We start from the raw sequence: 15,151 nt of genomic DNA on the forward strand, positions 1-15,151 counted from the left end.
AAATTACCGATGAGTTCACGCAACCCCGTCATCTGGCATGAAGGTTTGTTCGTCAAACCCCAGCACTTCCAGCAACAGGCCCGCGCCGCCGAAGCCGCCGAGCATCAGCGTATGCACAGCCTGAACGACGCCCTTTACGGCTTCAGCGAGCTGGAGCTGAACAGCGAATATTTGAGCTTTGGCAAGGTCGCCATCACTAAGGCGTGCGGGATCATGCCCGATGGCAGTGTGTTCGATATTCCCCGCGACCTGGCGCCACCGGCTCCGCTCGAGATCGCCGACAGCAGCGCGGTCAACCAGATCGTCTACCTGGCCCTGCCGCTACGCTCCAACGGCGCCCTCGAAGTGCGCTGGCCCGATCAATACGGCAACAGCCGATACATCGCCCGCCGCGAAGAAATCCGCGACACCCACAGCAATGACGGCGACCAGGTGGGCATGGATCTGGCCGTGCCCAACCTGCAATTGATGCTTGAACGCAGCGACCGCAGCGCCTTTACCGGCATCGCCATCGGCAGGATCAAAGACAAGCGCCCGGATGGCAGCCTGGTGATGGACGAACACTTCTACCCCACCAGCCTGTCCGTGCAAGCCGTGCCGGTGCTGCACCGCTACCTGGGCGAAGTGGCCGGGCTGATGCGCGCGCGGGCCCAGAACCTGGCTCAGCGTATTGGTTCGCCAGGACAGTCGGGTGTGGCCGATGTCACTGACTTCAACCTGCTGCAAACCCTCAACCGCTTGTTCCCGTTGTTCCAGCACCTGGCTCGCCAACGTCAGGTCCACCCGGAACGGCTGTACATCGCACTGGCCCAGGCCTGCGGCGAACTGGTGACCTTCACCGATGAAGGCCACCTGCCCCAGGAATACCCGGCCTACCAGCACGACAACCTACGCGAGTCCTTCCAGCTCTTGGAACACACCCTGCGCCGCGCCCTGGGTACCGTGCTGCAACCGCGTGCGGTGTCACTGCCGATCGTCGTGCAGCAATACGGCGTACGCACCGCTGCCTTGAATGACAAACGCCTGCTGGGCAACGCCGAGTTCATCCTCGCCGTGCGGGCCGAACTGCCCGCTGAGACCCTGCGCCAGCAACTGCCCAAGCAGATCAAGATCAGCTCCACCGAAGGTTTGGAACAACTGGTCAGCCTGCAACTGCCAGGCATCCCGCTGCTGCCGCTGCCGGTGGCGCCACGGCATCTGCCGTTCCATGCCGGGTTCAGCTACTTCGAACTCGACCGCCATCACCCTGCCTGGGAGAGCCTGAGCAGCGGCAGCGGGTTCGGCTTCCACATTGCCGGCGAGTTCCCGCAGCTGGAATTGCAGTTCTGGGCGATCAGGAGTGAGAAAGATGACTAAAGACACATGGGCCCACGAGGAGATCTCCGGCGCCATCGACTTTGACGGAGAAACGATCACTGTCAGCAGCCAAACACACTTGGCTGACCCGGAGTTCGACATGCGCGGCCTGGCCTGGAACCCACTGTGCGATGCCGCCACCCCCCTTATTGGCCTGGTGATTCGCCTGCGCCGCCTGGACCAGCACGACGACGTGCCCGCGCTGTATCGAAGCGTTAGCAACCAGATCACCACGATCATGGAAGAAGTCAGCCAGCTCGACTACGACGCCGGCATGCTCAAGGCCTACTCCTACAGCCTGTGCCTGTTGCTGGACGAGGTGGTCATGGCCACCTCCTGGGGCAGGCTCTCCAGTTGGAGTGAACGCTCATTGCTCAGCCAGTTCCATGGGGAAACCCGAGGCGGTGAGCGATTCTTCACCGTCATGAGCAACATGACCCCCGAAGCGGCCCGGTACCAACATGTGCTGGAGTTCATGTACCAGTGCCTGGTCTCGGGCCTCAAAGGCAAATATGGCGCCCATGCCAAAGGTGATGACGAAATACAGAAGATCATCAACCAGCTGCATGGACTGTTGCGCCCACTGCGTGGCGAAACGCCCAAACGCCTGACTGATCCACTAAAAAACGTCGCACCGCGCAACTACCGGATCAAACGTGCCTGGCCGTTGTGGACGCCGTGGGCATTGGCCGCTGTCGTGCTGACCTGCGCCTACACGATCTATTCCATGCGCCTGAACAGCATCACCCAGGAAGTGCTCGCCTCCCTGGAACGGATCCTCAACCTGTAACCGATTTTCAGCGCGCTCATCCCGAGCGCCTGCAAAGCCATGGCCGTATCGGCCATAACCCGCGACCTTACGGGTCGTTCAATTGATCGCGACAAGGAGCTTGTCATGCCAACACCCGCGTACATCAGTATCCACGGCAAAAACCAGGGCCACATCACCAAGGGCGCGTTCACCGCTGACTCGGTGGGCAACGTTTATGTGGAAGGCCACGAAGACGAAATCCTCGCCCAGGAAATCGATCACCAGATCGCTGCACCCACCGACCCGCAAAGCGGCCAGCCTGCCGGCCAGCGCGTGCACAAGCCACTGATCTTCACCAGCGCCCTGAGCAAAGCCTCGCCCATGCTCTACCAGGCTTTGGCCACCGGCGAAATGCTGCCGACCGTCGAGGTCAAGTGGTTCCGCACCTCGGGTGACGGCAAGCAGGAACACTTCTTCACCACCAAATTGGAAGACGCCACCGTCGTCGAGATCCACACCGTGCTGCCCCACGCCCAGGACAGCAATAACGCCAACTACACCCAGTTGATCAAGACCAGCCTGGCCTATCGCAAGGTCAGCTGGAGCCATGTGGTGGCCGGCACCGAAGCGTCGGATGACTGGCGCAAACCGGCGTAACAAAGCGCCCCACTCTTCCGCCGCTGGGATTTGCCCCGCGGTGGAATGCTGCGCAACGACGCCAAACTCGCTCACCTCACAGGCGACGATGCGCGGCTACAACCAGAGTTGGCATTCGACCTCAGTGATCACCCACATAACCCTCCCAGCAGGTCCAGGCGCACCGGCTCCATTGCCGGCCACAGATGGCGCCATTCGCTGCTCAAGGCTCCCAGCAACACTATGCCTTGGGTGAGACCCTCCGCCCGTGGCGTTGACCACGTGCCAGGGTGTAAAAGCACGCGGTGTGCAGCTCTGCACCATTTTCCTCGAACAACGCCAGGCACAATTGCTCCACCCTGGCCCAGCGGGTTCAGGAGGACGATCAGAGTGCTGAGCTAAAGCGGGAGACGTTGTTGGCTCATGACAGATACCTCTCAAGAGCGGCCCGGAGAAAAACCGGGTCGTACAGTTTCGAGCCTGTCTCAGGGGGCGCGTGCCTTCGAAGCGATCAACGGTTGCCCAGCGAAAATATCCTCAGTGCCCAGCAAAATCCGCTGCAGGGCCCAACGTGCGAAGGGGTACCCTGTAAAAAATAACCAGTCAGAGGTGCACTGTGGCGTCCTATACCTTGCGTCAGTTGAAGTATTTCGTCACCACCGTAGAGTGCGGCAGCGTCGCCGAAGCGTCGCGCAAGCTGTACATCGCGCAACCGTCGATTTCAACGGCAATTAAAGGCCTGGAAGACAGCTTCGGCGTACAACTGTTTATCCGTCATCACGCTCAGGGTGTATCGCTGACACCCGGTGGCGCGCGTTTCTATCGCAAGGCTCAGGAGCTGTTGCGCATGGCCCGGGAATTCGAACAGAACGCCCTGGCCGACAATGATGTGGTCTGCGGCCAGATCGATATTGGCTGTTTCGAGACTGTCGCCCCGCTCTACCTGCCGCGCTTGATCAAAGGTTTTCGCGAGCGCTTCCCGGGGGTCGAGATCCGCCTGCAGGACGGCGAGCAACAGGAGCTAGTGCAAGGCTTGACTGGCGGGCGTTTCGACCTGGCGATCTTCTACGATCATGACCTCGACAGCACCATCGAGACCGAAGCGCTGATGGCACCGCAACGGCCTTATGCGTTGTTGCCGACCGGGCATCGTTTTGCCGAGCAGGCGCAGGTATCGTTGCGGGATCTGGCGCTGGAGCCGATGATTCTTCTGGACGTGCAGCCCAGCCGGACCTATTTCGTGAGCATTTTCGAAGAGCTGGGGCTGAGCCCGAATATTGTCTTCAGTTCGCCCTCGATCGAGATGGTGCGGGGCATGGTCGGGCAAGGTTTCGGGTTTGCCGTGCTGGTGACCCGGCCGCTCACCACCAGCACCTATGACGGTCAGGAGCTGGTCTGTGTGGCACTGGCTGAGGATGTCACCGGTTCCGGGTTGGTGGCCGGCTGGTTGAAACGTGCGCAGCTGACCAAGCCTGCGCAGTTGTTTGTCGATTACTGTAAAGAGCAGTTCAAGGCCTGGCTGTAAGAGCGGATGCATCCGCTCCTGCTAGCGTGCAGCCCAGGCGTTGAAGCGTTGCTCCAACTCTTCCCCGTGATCCACCCAGAACGCAGCATTCATCGCCTGCGCTTGAGCGAGGTTGGCCTGAGCCGTCGGCAGTTGCTGCTGCACCGCCTCAGGCAACAGTTTCAGTGCATCACGATGCACCGGCCCGTAAGGAATCTCCTCGGAGAACACCTTCTGCGCCTGCGGCTGGCTGGCAAAGGCAATGAAGTCCTCGGCCAGTGCCTTGTTCGGCGTGCCCTTCACCACTGCCCAGTACTCCGGGTCGTACAGGCTTTGCGGCCAGACGATACCCAGTTTCATCCCTTCCTTCTGCGCCGAGGCAATACGCCCGTTATAGGCCGCACTCATCACCACGTCACCGGCGATCAACCACTGCGCCGGTTGCGCCCCGGCTTCCCACCACTGGATATTGCCCTTGATCTGGTCAAGCTTGGCAAACGCCCGGCTCACCCCTTCAGGGGTCGCCAGTACCTCGTACAGCTGTTCTCGTTTGACCCCGTCAGCAAGCAAGGCGATTTCCAGAGTGTACTTGGCACCCTTGCGTAAACCACGCTTGCCGGGAAACTCGCTGACGTTCCAGAAGTCGGCCCAGGAGGTCGGCGCCTTGGCCAGTTTGTCATGGTCATAGGCCATGACCATCGACCAGACGTAAGTCGCTACCCCGCACTCGCTGAAGGTGCCCGGCACCAACTGCGCGGCATCACCGAAACGCGCCGGGTCCAGGCGCTCGAACAGGCCTTCGTCACAACCGCGCAGCAACTCCGGGCTTTCGACTTCGACCACGTCCCAGCTGGTGTGGCCGACGTCGACCATGGCTTTGATCTTCGACAGTTCACCGTTGTATTCGCCGGCGACGACGCGTCCTGCACCGCTGGCGTTGAAAGGTTGGAAATAGGCCTTGTCCTGGGCCTGTTTGGTGGCACCGCCAAAGGAGATGACGGTGAGGTTCTGCGGCGCGGCCTGAACGGCACCGCACAGTAAGGCCAAGGCAAAGGGAACACTGCAACGCAAGGATCTGGACATGGATCTGTTCCTCAGGAAAGCCGGCTCGTCCGTACGAGCCGGCGTACGGGGGCTTACAGCAGACCGTATTCGCGCGCAGTGCGGTCTACGGCGATACGGGTCTTGTCGACCAGCTCATCGATCTCGGCTTTGCCGGCAACCAGCGCCGGGGCCATGATCATCCGGCCCAGGGTCGAGCGGATGATCAGGCCTTCTTCGAAGCCGATGGTGCGGCAACGCCAGGCGATGTCGTTTTCATTGGCGAAGCGTTTGCGGCTGGCCTTGTCCTCGGCAAACTGCAGTGCCGCGACCAGGCCGGTGCCTTGGATTTCACCAATCAGCGGGTGATTGCCGAACACCTCGCGCAAGCAGCGCTGCAGGTAGGGGCCGGTGTCCTGCTTGACCTGGGTGACAATGCCTTCATCGCGCAGGGCCTTGAGGTTGGCAATCGCCACGGCCGCAGCCACCGGGTGGCCGGAATAGGTCAGGCCGTGGGCGAACACCCCGCCCTGCTCCACCAGCACCTGAGCCATGCGTTTGGACAGGATCAGGCCGCCCATGGGGATGTAGCCGCTGGTCAGGCCCTTGGCGATCGACAGGGTGTCGGGCTCGAAACCGAAGTGCTGGTGGGCGAACCACTCACCGGTGCGGCCAAAACCACCAATCACTTCATCGGCGCACAGCAGCACATCGTATTGGCGGCAGATACGCTGAATTTCCGGCCAGTAGCTTTCTGGCGGGAAGATCATCCCGCCCGCGCCCTGGAAGGGTTCGGCAACAAAGGCGGCAACGTTCTCGGCACCCAGTTCGAGAATCTTCTCTTCCAGCTGGCGCGCTGCGCGCAGACCGAATTCAGCCGGGGTCAGGTTGCCTTCATGGGCGAACCAATATGGCTCGTCGATGTGCGCGACATCGGGAATCACCCCGCCCATGTCGTGCATGAACTTCATCCCGCCCAGCGCCGTCGCGCCCAGGGTCGAACCGTGGTAGCCGTTCCAGCGGCCGATCATGATTTTTTTCTGCGGCTTGCCGAGGATCTGCCAGTAGCGGCGCACGGTACGGATCAGCACCTCGTTGGCTTCGGAGCCGGAGTTGGTGTAGATCGCGTGGCTGTAGTGGCTGGGCAGCAGGCTGAACAGCAGCTCCGACAGCTCGACCACCGCCGGGTGGGTGGTGTGGAAGAACATGTTGTAGTACGGCAGCTGTTCCAGCTGGCGGCTGGCGGCAGCAGCAAGGTCCTTGCGGCCATAGCCGAGGTTGGTGCACCACAGGCCCGACATGCCGTCCAGATAGCGTTTGCCGTCGTTGTCCCAGAGCGCCAGGCCTTCGCCACGGACGATCACCCGCGGGCCTTCCTCGTTCAGGGCTTTCTGGTCGAGAAACGCATGGATGTGGTGCGCCGCATCCAGGGCCTGGTAATCGCCGGTGCTACGGTCGGTGTTCACTTGAGCGGTCATTGCGAGTCTCCTTATTGGTTTTTATCGTTGCCAGCCACGCTTGCGGTTTGCAGCGGCTCGGGCTTGAACAGGGGTTTGCCCATCACGCACTTGATCCACAGCACGGCGATGATCGAGACGATCAGCAGTACCAGGCCGGCGTAGGCAAAAATCGAGAAGGTCATCTCCGGGCTTGGCGACACGTTCCAGATGGCAAAGAGCATGCCGGCGATGCCGAAAATCTGTGGCAGCGGGTAGAACGGTGTGCGGAACGGCCGATGCACCTGCGGATAACGGCGGCGCAGGGCAATCACGTTGATGTGGGTGATGATGTAGGCCAGCAGCCAGGCCAGTGCGGCGGCCAGCAGCAGCTGGTTGATCGCGTCCGGATGGTCGTGCATCAACAGCAGTGGCAGGCCAGTGATCGCAGCGACGAACAGCACGGCTACCCAAGGTGCGCCAGTACGTTTGCCCTGACGCTTGAGAATGCCGAACGCCTGGCCGTTGCAGGCCATGCCGAAGAGCATGCGCGGGATGGCGGCCAACGAGCTGTTGAGGGTGCTGCAGGTGGCAGTGATTGCCGCGGTGACCAGGAACACCTTGCCGGTTTCACCGAACACGGTGGTAGCGAACAGATAATGCGGCAGGCCGTTGCTGGCCAGCTCCGCCTGGGGCACGGTGAGCAAGGCACCGAAGGCGTACAGGGCGATGATGACAAAGATGATGGTCAGGCCGAGCATCATCGAACCGGGGATGTTGCGTTCCGGGCGCCGGGTTTCTTCCACCAGCGGGCAGACAAATTCGGCGCCGACAAAGCCCCACACCGCCATCGCTGTCAGCGCAATCACCCCCAGCCCCAAAGGATTCCAGCCCGCGCTTTCAAACAGGCCCGGGTTGGGCGAGACGATATCGCTGTTCATCGCGCTCAGGCCCATCACCAGCAGCACCACCACCATGACCACCGCCAGCACAGTCTGCAAGCGGGCGAAGATGTCGATGTTGAACAGGTTGAGCACGGTGAACAGGGCCAGCACCGCAAGGGCCACGGTCAGCGGCGGCATCGAGTGCGGGTAGACCTTGTCGATGATGAACTCCATCAACAGCAGCTCTGCCGACAAGGCGAACATTGCCACTACCACGTAACCGGAAAAGGTCGCGAGGATGGCCGGGAATTGGCCGATGGCCACCTCGGTGTAGCTGCTCAGACTGCCGGCGCGGGGGATCATCAAGGCCAGCTCGGAGAACGAGCAGGCGTAGCTCAAGGCCAACAACCAGGCCAGCGCCAGCGGCACGATGAAACCGGCCCCGGCAATACCGACGCCTTGCAGCATCAGCACCATCACCCCTTGTGACACGACCAGACCGATGGCCACGGCCAACAAAGCGGTCAGGCCCAGTTTCTTGCTACTCACAGGCGGCGCCAGGGCGCCTGTGGACACGCTTGCATTACTGTTCATCGGTTGCTCCGTTTTGTTGTTGTCTTTTTTGAGAACAGATCGGTGTTGCTATTGGGGCTGCTACGCAGCCCATCGCCGGCAAGGCCAGCTCCTACACTGGTTCAGCCGGCCTTGCCGGCGATGAGCCCCTCAACCGCGCAACTGAATCCAGATAGTCTTGAGCTGCGTGTACTTGTCGAACGAATGCAGGGAAAGATCCCGGCCAAACCCCGATTGCTTGCCACCACCAAAAGGCACGGTGACATCCAGGGCATCGACGGTATTCACCGACACCGTCCCGGCATTCAGCCGCCGTGCCACGCGATGCGCGCGATTGAGGTCATCGGTCCACACCGAGGCGGCCAGGCCATAGATGTGATCGTTGGCCAGGGCTACTGCCTGGTCTTCGTCGTCAAACACGCTGACCGCCAGCACCGGGCCGAACACTTCTTCGCGAGCCAGGGTCATGTCGGCGGTGACGCCAGTGAAAATCGTCGGTTCGATGAAGTTGTCCGAGCCGTCGAAGCTCAGTTGCCGTCCACCGCACACCAGTTGCGCGCCTTCGCCCCGGGCCTGCTCGATGTACTGCAGGATCCGCTGGGTCTGCCGCGCATCGACAATGGCGCCGGCGCTGCTGGCTGGGTTCAGCGGGTTGCCGGGTTGCCACTGGCGGGCTTTTTCGGTCAGGCGCTGGACGAACTCATCGGCAATCGAACGCTGCACCAGCAGCCGCGAGTTGGCCGAACAGACTTCGCCCTGGTTGAAGAAGATCCCGAACGCGGCTTTTTCCGCCGCCAGGTCGAGGTTCTGGCAATCGGCAAACACCAGGTTCGGGCTCTTGCCGCCGCACTCCAGCCACACTTGCTTGAGGTTCGATTGCGCCGCGTACTGCATGAAGTACTTGCCGACTTCGGTGGAACCGGTGAACACCAGCGCATCGACGTCCATGTGCAGGCCCAGCGCCCGTCCAGCCTCCTCACCCAGCCCCGGCACCACGTTGAGCACACCTGCCGGGATACCGGCCTCCAACGCCAGTTCAGCCAGACGCAGGGCCGAGAACGGCGACTGCTCGGCGGGCTTGAGCACCACGCTGTTGCCGGCGGCCAGGGCCGGAGCGAGTTTCCACGCGGCCATGTCCAGCGGGAAGTTCCACGGCACCACGGCCGCGACCACACCCAGCGGCACGCGGGTGATGGTCGCCAGGACGTTGCTGGCCGTCGGCGCTACCTGGTCATAGAGCTTGTCGAGGCTTTCGCCGTACCAGGCAAACACATGGGCGGCGCCCGGTACGTCGATATTCCAGGCGTCCATCACCGGCTTGCCCATGCTCAGCGAGTCAAGCAAGGCCAGCTCATCGCGGTGTTCAAGCATCAGCTGCGACAGGCGCAGCAATACTTTCTTGCGCTCGGTCGGTGCCATCTTCGCCCAGGGCCCCTGTTCGAAGGCACGGCGGGCACTGCTCACCGCCTGGTCGACTTCGGCCTGGCCGCAGGCAGCGACGCGGGCCAGCACGCGATTGCTGGCCGGGTTGATCACCTCAAAACGCGCGCCACTTTGCGCTTGATGCGGCTCACCGTCGATCAACGCGGTATCGATCAGCCGTTGTTGCGCTGCCAGGGTCGTCCAGTCTTTGAAATCGTTCACTGCAGACTCCTTGTTGTTATCAATTGTTGGAGAGGTACACAGCCAGCCGGTCCATCAGGCGGTCGCAGGCCGCCATCTGCTCGACACTGACAAATTCGTCGGGCTTGTGCCCTTGCTCCATGCTGCCGGGGCCACAGACCACGGCGGGTATTCCAGCCTGGTCAAACAAGCCACCTTCGGTGCCAAAGGCCACGGTGCTGAAGTCGTCGCTGCCGCACAGCTGCGCAATCAGTTGCGCGGCGGCGCTTTCGGGGGCGGTAGCCAGGCCCGGGTAGGCCGAAATCGGTTCGAAGCGGATGGCGGTGTCGGCCTTGACTGCCTGCATGGCTGGCAACAGCGTTTGCTCGGCGTAGGCTTGCAGTTCCTCGAGTACCGTTTCAGGCTCGAACGCCGGCAAGGCACGGACCTCGAAGTCGAAACGGCAATCGGCCGGGACAATGTTCAACGCCGTCCCACCCTGAATCACCCCGACTTGCACCGTGGAATAGGCCGGATCGAAGCGCTCGTCGTGATACTCCGGCGCAGCCAGACGCTGGCCGATCTCGCCGAGGCGGCCAATCAGTCGCGCCGCCTGTTCGATGGCATTCACGCCATAAGGCGCGTAGGCCGAGTGGCACGGCGCGCCTTTTACATGACAACGCATGGCCAGCTTGCCCTTGTGGCCGAGCACCGGTTTCAGTTCGGTCGGCTCGCCAATCAGGCACAGCGCCGGCTGCTTGATGCGTTGTGGCAACACTTCAAGCAGACTGCGCACGCCCAGGCAACCGACCTCCTCGTCATACGAGAACGCCAGGTGCACAGGCCGGCGCAGTGGGCTTGCCAGGAACACCGGGACGGCAGCCAGCACCGAGGCCAGGTAGCCCTTCATGTCCGCCGCGCCGCGCCCATAGAGTTTGTCGTCGCGCTCACTCAGGGCGAATGGCTCAACCGTCCACGCCTGACCGTCCACCGGCACCACATCGGTATGCCCCGACAGCACCACCCCGCCCGCCACTGCCGGCCCGATGCTGGCCAGCAGGTTGGCCTTGCTGCGCTCGGCGTTGTAGATCAGCTCGCAGCTCACCCCCAGACCGTGCAGGTAGTCACGCACGAACTCGATCAAGGCGAGGTTCGAGTCGCGGCTGACCGTGGCAAAGCCGATCAGCTTTGCCAGCAAGGCGCGGCTGCGCAGCTCACTCATCGCCCGGCACTCCATAGCTCGGCGCCAGGGTCGGGTTCAGTGCACGGGTCAGGTAGTCCTGCAGCTGTGGCTCGTAGGCGTCCCAGAGTTTGTGCAGCTCACCGATGGGATTCTCATCAGCCCAGTCGACGCGCAGATCGACAATCGGCCAGACCAGCTCGCCGACCACCGAAACAGCCGCCGAATGCACCGCACCGGCTTCTCCACCGGCGTCCTGCCCGGCTTGCAGTGCCGTCAGCAACCGCGCCGCCAGGCAGCCTTCGCTGGATTCGAAGGCTGCGACCATGCGCTCGATCACCGCCGTGTTGGCCAGCAGGTTGCCGGCAGCGACACATTGCTCACCGGCCAGGGCATTATGCGTACCCAGGGTGTGGTTACCGCTGAACACGGCGGTACGCCCCTGCGCATCGACGACCGCAACCTGGCGATACTGGTTGTAGCCGTTGCGGGTCAGCGCATGGTCCAGCGCCTGGTGCGGCGCCAATCCTTCACCGAGGGCATCCAGTACCTGCGGCCCGAGGGCTGGCAAGGTGATGTTCTGGCTCGATACCGCCCCCACACCCGAGCGCAGCCAGGGGCAACGCGCGCCCACGGCAATGCTCGATGAACTGATGGCAATTCCCAGCTGACCGGTTTCGGCGCAGCGGCCGACGATGGAAAAGGTCATGACACGCTCCTTATTCGGGGATGACCGCGATCACGTCGATTTCCATCAGCCACTGCGGCTGGCCCAGCGCACTGACCACCAGTCCGGTCGAAATCGGGAATATGCCCTTGAGCCACTTGCCGACTTCCTGGTACACCGGCTCGCGGTAGCGCGGGTCGATCAGGTAGGTGGTGGTCTTGACGATGTGGCTCAGGTCGCTGCCGGCCTCTTCCAGCAATTGCTTGACGTTGCGCATGGCCTGCTCGGCCTGCGCCCGTGGATCACCGAGGCCTATCAGCTGACCGTTGAAATCGGTGCCGACCTGGCCACGGACATACACGGTGTTACCGGCACGCACCGCCTGGCAGAGGTCGTTGTCCAGGGTCTGGTTCGGGTAGGTGTCTTGGGTGTTGAACATGCGGATGCGAGTATGGGTAGGCATCAACGGACTTCCATAAGGGCGGCTGATTGGGTGGTGGTCTCAGGGGTTTCGGCCTGGCGTTGCGAAGCATCCCGATAGTCGAAATAGGCGCGCTGCTTGATGATGTGCTCGGCAATATGCCGGGCGTCGTGCCACACGCCCCAGATAAAGGCCGAGCCGCGACGGGCCAGCCATGGCAGGCCGACAAAGTAGATACCCGGTTCGCGCGAAACCCCGCGCTGGTGCTGCGGCTTGCCGTCGGCCTTGAAGGCATCGACCTGCAACCAGGCGTAATCGACCGAATAGCCGGTAGCCCATATGATCGTGGTGATACCGACCTTGGCCAGGTCCAGTTCGAGGATCGGGTTGCTCAGGCACTCAGGGTCCGCAAGCATGATGCGTGCTTCAGGCTCTGGCGGCAGGTCCAGGCCATTGCTGGCGATGTAGGCGTCGGCGGCGTCGAGCAGCGCCAGGTAGTTTTCGTCGCCGAGGGCAATGTTCTCGGCCAGGTTCGACGCGAAGCTGACCACACCGCCTTTGAATGCCTGGGTCAGACCCACGAGGGTGATGCCCTGCTGCGCCAGACGGCGGAAGTCCACGGTATGGCCTCCGCGGGCGCCGCTCACTGCGATGGTGACGTGCTCTTTGCCCGGCTGCACACCCTCGGCATCCCACAGGCCGAGCACCCCCAGCCACCAGCAGAAATCGCGGTTGCGATAGGCACGCGGCGGACGATCATGAGCGCCCACCGACAGGTACACCTGCTTGCCGGCACGCTGCAGCTCATCAGCAATCTGCACGCCCGAAGAACCGGCACCCACCACCAGCACAGCGCCTTGGGCCAGTTGCTCGGGATTGCGGTAGTCGGCGGAATGGATCTGCGCGACCTTGCTGTCTACCGGAGCGATGCCAGGAATGACCGGACGCTGGAACGGGCCAGTGGCAACCACCACATTGTTGGCCTCGATCACACCGTCCGAGGTTTCAACGGTGAAGCCAGGGCGACCAGCATTGCGTTGCACCTTGGTGACGTCGATACCGGTACGCACCGGCACGTTGAATTTCTGTGCATAGGCTTCGAAGTAGTTGGCTACCTGGTCTTTAGGCGCAAAGGCGTCAGGATCCAGACCCGCAAACTCCAGGCCCGGAAAGCGGTCATGCCAGGCCGGGCCATTGGCAACCAGCGAATCCCAGCGCCCGGTACGCCAGGCTTCGGCGATTCGGTTGCGCTCCAGCACCAGGTGCGGCACGCCAAGTCGGCTCAGGTGTTCGCTCATGGCCACACCGGCTTGCCCGGCGCCCACTACAAGCGTGTCTATTACGGTCTTATTGTTTGTCATCGCTGCGCCCTACTGAGGTTTCCCACGGGGATCGCCGTGGGTGGGTGTAGGCCGCATTCTGTGCAAAGGCTTGGAAAGGCGAAATTATGATTTATGTAGTTGCTAGAGAGTAAAAAACTGGGGAGGCGCGCCAGAGCCTCCCAGGTCAGGAAAGCGTTGGCTTTTTAGTACAATCGCGCCTTGATCAACGGCCGGATCAGGTAGTTACCTGAACCGACAGCGGCACGATATAGGCGGTACATTTTGGGACTGCTTACCTGGCTTGCGCATCGCTAGCTGGAGTTGCTTTACCACCTCCGCCGGTATGATCTACAACCGCTGCTCCAGATCGAACTGATCAGGTGTCGCCAACCGCAACTCGCCCGTACGGACACCGGTCAGCAACAACAACCGAAGGCCAAGCCGAGTTTGATTGGCGCCACCGTAATTTCGAAGAGCAACCATCAATCCCGGGAGCTCGTCCATTCGGAGAAACGGATTGTGCGTCACGGGAAGTTTGGGAAGTGCGACCACATCGAGGTCTGAAGCCGGGTTATGTTCCAGCCCCGCTGTTGCTTATGGTGCTCATAGGGATTGATGCCTTGGGCGACCAAGGCGCGCGCCTCATCACGTCGAGCACGGGCTTCTTTGAGGCTGATTTGCCGATAACTACCAAGAGACATGCGTTTCTGCACGCCCGCCCAGTAGTACCTGAAACGCCAGTTTTTTCCGCCGCGAGCTGTCACGTTGAGCGCAAGCCCATCCGTGTCGCCCACCGTGTAGTCATTGCCGGTGATTCGGACTTGCCGAACGGTCGTATCCGAGAGTGCCATAGCGAGCTCCTGAACAGAGTCAGGGCCAGATGCTCGTCTCGCTATCCAAGTTGCTCCAGCAAAAAACCGATTCAGCGCGCATCCAAATCCAAGATCTTAAATCGGGACTTAAAAGCACTGGATAGAGCTGGATTTCAGCGGTACCCGCTGGAACGAAAAAAGGGCCTAAAGGCCCTTATTTCAATCACTTACAGAATTCAGTGGAACTCTGTAGCGCAATATTTGGAGCGGGAAACGAGACTCGAACTCGCGACCCCGACCTTGGCAAGGTCGTGCTCTACCAACTGAGCTATTCCCGCGTCTTGGTGGTGTGCATTCTATAGATTCCAGAACACACGTCAACCCCTTGATTCAAAAAAGTTTTATTTTTTTTCCACCGTCGTGCGCAGGTGAGGCCAGGCGGCGCGCAGGTATTGCAGCATGGACCACAAGGTCAGGCCAGCGGCTATCAGCAGCAAGGCGTAGCCCAGCAGCACCCAGAAGGTGAAGTTCGACGGGTTGGCCAGCAGGATGACCAGCGCCAGCATTTGCGCGGCGGTTTTCCATTTACCCATGTTGGACACCGCCACGTGGGCCCGGGCGCCGATTTCAGCCATCCACTCACGCAAGGCAGAGACGACGATCTCGCGACCGATGATCACGGCCGCAGGCAGGGTCAACCACAGGTTGCCGTGCTCCTGGACAAGCAGCACCAGCGCCACGGCGACCATCAGCTTGTCGGCCACAGGGTCGAGAAACGCGCCAAACGGCGTGCTCTGCTCCAGGCGTCGTGCCAGGTAGCCATCCAGCCAATCGGTCGCCGCCGCGAAGGCAAAGACCGAACTGGAGGCCATATAGCTCCATTCATAGGGCAGGTAAAACAGCAAAATGAAAATCGGAATGAGCAGGACGCGTAGAACGGTGATCAGATTAGGGATATTCATCGGC

General features: G+C 61.6%; 13 protein-coding genes, 1 tRNA gene and 1 pseudogene. 4 read left to right on the plus strand and 11 right to left on the minus strand.

The window, feature by feature from the left end; translation table 11 throughout:
* Positions 1 to 9: 9 nt before the first annotated feature.
* The 4 genes from tssK (at position 10) to HZ99_RS04915 (ending at position 4,268) form a co-directional block, all read left to right on the plus strand.
* Positions 10 to 1,356, plus strand: coding sequence for a type VI secretion system baseplate subunit TssK (gene tssK / locus HZ99_RS04900; protein WP_038441648.1), 1,347 nt, complete (start codon positions 10 to 12; stop codon positions 1,354 to 1,356).
* A complete protein-coding gene (gene icmH / locus HZ99_RS04905) occupies positions 1,349 to 2,146 on the plus strand; it encodes a type IVB secretion system protein IcmH/DotU (RefSeq protein ID WP_404942428.1) in 798 nt (265 codons plus the stop codon). Before tssK ends, icmH begins: the two co-directional genes overlap by 8 nt.
* 105 nt (positions 2,147 to 2,251) lie before the next feature.
* Positions 2,252 to 2,764 carry an Hcp family type VI secretion system effector gene (locus tag HZ99_RS04910; RefSeq protein ID WP_038441649.1) on the plus strand — a complete coding sequence of 171 codons (513 nt, stop codon included), beginning with the start codon at positions 2,252 to 2,254 and terminating at the stop codon, positions 2,762 to 2,764.
* Positions 2,765 to 3,359: 595 nt separating this feature from the next.
* Positions 3,360 to 4,268, plus strand: coding sequence for a LysR family transcriptional regulator (locus HZ99_RS04915; RefSeq protein ID WP_038441650.1), 909 nt, complete (start codon positions 3,360 to 3,362; stop codon positions 4,266 to 4,268).
* A gap of 21 nt (positions 4,269 to 4,289) precedes the next feature.
* Here the strand turns inward: HZ99_RS04915 and HZ99_RS04920 are convergent, their stop codons facing one another.
* The 11 genes and pseudogenes from HZ99_RS04920 to pgsA form a co-directional block, all read right to left on the minus strand.
* On the minus strand, positions 4,290 to 5,330 hold the full coding sequence (locus HZ99_RS04920; protein ID WP_038441651.1) for an ABC transporter substrate-binding protein: 1,041 nt from the start codon (positions 5,328 to 5,330) through the stop codon (positions 4,290 to 4,292).
* Positions 5,331 to 5,383: 53 nt separating this feature from the next.
* Positions 5,384 to 6,766: an aspartate aminotransferase family protein gene (locus HZ99_RS04925; RefSeq protein WP_038441652.1), complete on the minus strand. Its 1,383-nt coding sequence runs from the start codon at positions 6,764 to 6,766 to the stop codon at positions 5,384 to 5,386.
* An 11-nt stretch (positions 6,767 to 6,777) separates the two neighbouring features.
* Positions 6,778 to 8,202, minus strand: a complete 1,425-nt coding sequence (locus HZ99_RS04930) for an APC family permease (protein ID WP_038441653.1) — start codon at positions 8,200 to 8,202, stop codon at positions 6,778 to 6,780.
* Between the two features lie 129 nt (positions 8,203 to 8,331).
* Positions 8,332 to 9,825, minus strand: coding sequence for an aldehyde dehydrogenase (locus tag HZ99_RS04935; RefSeq protein WP_051903062.1), 1,494 nt, complete (start codon positions 9,823 to 9,825; stop codon positions 8,332 to 8,334).
* A 19-nt stretch (positions 9,826 to 9,844) separates the two neighbouring features.
* Positions 9,845 to 11,005: an acetylornithine deacetylase gene (gene argE, locus HZ99_RS04940; protein WP_038441654.1), complete on the minus strand. Its 1,161-nt coding sequence runs from the start codon at positions 11,003 to 11,005 to the stop codon at positions 9,845 to 9,847.
* Entirely contained in the window at positions 10,998 to 11,672 is a 675-nt protein-coding gene (locus HZ99_RS04945) for a DUF1028 domain-containing protein (RefSeq protein ID WP_038441655.1), read from the minus strand. The genes argE and HZ99_RS04945 overlap by 8 nt, the downstream gene beginning before the upstream one ends.
* 10 nt (positions 11,673 to 11,682) lie before the next feature.
* Positions 11,683 to 12,093: a RidA family protein gene (locus tag HZ99_RS04950; protein ID WP_038441656.1), complete on the minus strand. Its 411-nt coding sequence runs from the start codon at positions 12,091 to 12,093 to the stop codon at positions 11,683 to 11,685.
* Complete coding sequence (locus HZ99_RS04955) at positions 12,093 to 13,412, minus strand: flavin-containing monooxygenase (protein ID WP_038441657.1); 1,320 nt, start codon at positions 13,410 to 13,412, stop codon at positions 12,093 to 12,095. The genes HZ99_RS04950 and HZ99_RS04955 overlap by 1 nt, the downstream gene beginning before the upstream one ends.
* 208 nt (positions 13,413 to 13,620) lie before the next feature.
* Positions 13,621 to 14,224: pseudogene (locus HZ99_RS27580) on the minus strand (tyrosine-type recombinase/integrase); the annotation flags it as partial.
* 223 nt (positions 14,225 to 14,447) lie between these two features.
* Positions 14,448 to 14,523, minus strand: a tRNA-Gly gene (locus HZ99_RS04965).
* A gap of 63 nt (positions 14,524 to 14,586) precedes the next feature.
* On the minus strand, positions 14,587 to 15,147 hold the full coding sequence (gene pgsA / locus HZ99_RS04970; protein ID WP_029293776.1) for a CDP-diacylglycerol--glycerol-3-phosphate 3-phosphatidyltransferase: 561 nt from the start codon (positions 15,145 to 15,147) through the stop codon (positions 14,587 to 14,589).
* Positions 15,148 to 15,151: the final 4 nt, after the last annotated feature.

Origin of the sequence: Pseudomonas fluorescens (assembly GCF_000730425.1) — a bacterium.
Taxonomy (GTDB): domain Bacteria; phylum Pseudomonadota; class Gammaproteobacteria; order Pseudomonadales; family Pseudomonadaceae; genus Aquipseudomonas; species Aquipseudomonas fluorescens_X.

Excerpts from the sequence above, each read along its gene's own strand:
- tssK (WP_038441648.1), top strand. The coding sequence starts at position 10 with ATGAGTTCACGCAACCCCGTCATCTGGCATGAAGGTTTGTTCGTCAAA.
- icmH (WP_404942428.1), top strand. The coding sequence starts at position 1,349 with ATGACTAAAGACACATGGGCCCACGAGGAGATCTCCGGCGCCATCGAC.
- HZ99_RS04910 (WP_038441649.1), top strand. The coding sequence starts at position 2,252 with ATGCCAACACCCGCGTACATCAGTATCCACGGCAAAAACCAGGGCCAC.
- HZ99_RS04920 (WP_038441651.1), bottom strand. The coding sequence starts at position 5,330 with ATGTCCAGATCCTTGCGTTGCAGTGTTCCCTTTGCCTTGGCCTTACTG.
- HZ99_RS04925 (WP_038441652.1), bottom strand. The coding sequence starts at position 6,766 with ATGACCGCTCAAGTGAACACCGACCGTAGCACCGGCGATTACCAGGCC.
- HZ99_RS04930 (WP_038441653.1), bottom strand. The coding sequence starts at position 8,202 with ATGAACAGTAATGCAAGCGTGTCCACAGGCGCCCTGGCGCCGCCTGTG.
- argE (WP_038441654.1), bottom strand. The coding sequence starts at position 11,005 with ATGAGTGAGCTGCGCAGCCGCGCCTTGCTGGCAAAGCTGATCGGCTTT.
- HZ99_RS04945 (WP_038441655.1), bottom strand. The coding sequence starts at position 11,672 with ATGACCTTTTCCATCGTCGGCCGCTGCGCCGAAACCGGTCAGCTGGGA.
- HZ99_RS04950 (WP_038441656.1), bottom strand. The coding sequence starts at position 12,093 with ATGCCTACCCATACTCGCATCCGCATGTTCAACACCCAAGACACCTAC.
- HZ99_RS04955 (WP_038441657.1), bottom strand. The coding sequence starts at position 13,412 with ATGACAAACAATAAGACCGTAATAGACACGCTTGTAGTGGGCGCCGGG.
- pgsA (WP_029293776.1), bottom strand. The coding sequence starts at position 15,147 with ATGAATATCCCTAATCTGATCACCGTTCTACGCGTCCTGCTCATTCCG.